The sequence below is a fragment of the Trebonia sp. genome (genome assembly GCF_049794275.1).
Taxonomy (GTDB): Bacteria; Actinomycetota; Actinomycetes; order Streptosporangiales; family Streptosporangiaceae; genus Trebonia.
The window spans coordinates 1-1898 of sequence record NZ_JBARCR010001055.1; the positions used below are offsets into that span (position 1 = coordinate 1).

The following is a 1898-nucleotide window of genomic DNA, read 5'->3' on the forward strand; positions in this document are numbered from 1 at the left end:
ACCCCCACGAATGCCAGTGCCTGCTTGGCCCGCCGCGGCAGCCTGGCCAGCTGTGACGGCACCATGCGCCCCGCCAGGACAGCGCCGAACGGCAGCACGGCCACGATCTCCCTGGCGTCCCATATCCTGGCGGACACGACGCTGGGCACGTAGGCGGCGACGTTGATGACGATCCCCGTGGCCAGGACCGGGGAGACCAAGTCGGCGGGGTCGAAGAAGTACCGGAACGCGCGGAAGAAGCCCCACACCGCCAGCGCCAGGCCGACGAAGTGCAAGGCGGCCAGCGCGACCCCGACGGACAGCGGCAGGCCCCCCAGCTGGGGACCGAACAGCGAGTTCTGCGAGATGTGGATGAAGTCGGCGCCGTACATGTTGCGGATGCCCCCGACCGTCGCCTGGACGTGGTGCGGGAGGAACTGCAGCATGGCGATCCTGGCCGACGCCACCGGGGTGATCTTGTATCCGTGCAGGACGCCGATCAGCCGCACGGCTAGCTCGGCTGCGGCGAACGACACGACGCTGGCCGCTACCAGGGACAGCTCATACCACTGGGAGGCCAGCGACTTGCGATACCTGAGCATCGCGAACAGGACACGGGCGGCACACACGACGGCGAGCGGGCCGACCGCGGTGAGCAGGGCCACCCGGTCGCCGATCACCACCCAGGTCAGCGCCACCCCGGCCGCCACCGGGATATACCAGCGCCGCGGCGCGCGGTCCAGCATCAAGAACACCAGCAGCACTGGCAGCGAGGTGCCCAGGTGGTCGGGCTGCGACAGCAGCAGGTGCGTGGCGTTGCCGAACTGCGGCGCGATCATGATCCCGGCCGCCACCGCGAAGCGGATCAGCCCTTCCCGCCCCGTCGAACGGCCCCTGGCCAGCAGCCCGGCCGCCAGCACCAGCAACGTATAGGTGGCGGCACCCGCGATGTGCACGTCATCCGCGCGCAGGCCGCGGAACAGCTCGATGATCGCGTATTCGGGAACCTCGGTCGTGTAATACGTGACGTCCGCGATGGTCCAGCCGCGCAGCAGCCAGTTGCCGTGCAGCATGTCCCAGCCCTGCAGCGCCTGGTCCGCGCCATCCGAGGTAGCCGCATACGTCCTGGACAACCGCAGGTAGACGAAGAACAAGACGAGGGCCAGCGCGGCCAGCCCGCCGACCCACGCCCACCGGGCACGCCGACGCCTGGACTCGTCCTCGGTCATTTGCCGAGCGGGACCGCCAACTCGAAGGTCCTCGGCGGAACTCTCCCCCGACGTACCGGCGAAACCTTTAAGCACGCACAGACGTTAGCAGATACCGAACGGCTACGCGCAGTCGCGGGTGCAGGGAACCTGGCCTGGCTGGACAGACGGGGTCTTGCCGAGGTTCTCCAGGAGATTGTGGGTCCAGACCATGATGGTGAACGACTTGTAGTGGTAGACGTGCGCGGGCGGCCCCGCGTGCAGCGCGGCGATGGCGCTGCGCGGGATCTGGCCGATCTGGCGATTAGGGCCGCCGTCCATGCCCCAGTGCTCGGCGCTGTTGGTCAGGATGAAGTTGGCGTAGCTTTGCCGGGGGTCGTACCAGGACGCCTTTGACTCGAAGGCCCGCCGGGTATCCCCGGACGACCACCAGGCTACTTCCCTGATCGCGACGCGGCCCCCGCTGTCCATCGTGATGAGGTTGGCTTCGACGTAGGTGCCCAGCCCGCTGGTGAGGTGGTGTGCCTCGAGCCAGGGAATGACCGCCTGCTCGTTGTCCGCCTGCGGGGACTGGGCGGCGCCGTAGCCAAGCCCGGCCAGATAGCAGGCAAGGACGCCCACCCCCACGAATGCCAGTGCCTGCTTGGCCCGCCGCGGCAGCCTGGCCAGCTGTGACGGCACCATGCGCCCCGCCAGGACAGCGCCGAACGG

The 1898-nt window shown here is 68.9% G+C and carries 2 protein-coding genes; both read right to left on the reverse strand.

Features of this window, described 5'->3' with window-relative positions; genetic code table 11:
* The coding region (locus WA805_RS26420; protein ID WP_425243702.1) for a hypothetical protein at positions 1 to 1208 on the reverse strand (1208 nt) is incomplete at its 3' end.
* A gap of 102 nt (positions 1209 to 1310) precedes the next feature.
* The coding region (locus WA805_RS26425; RefSeq protein ID WP_425243703.1) for a hypothetical protein at positions 1311 to 1898 on the reverse strand (588 nt) is incomplete at its 5' end.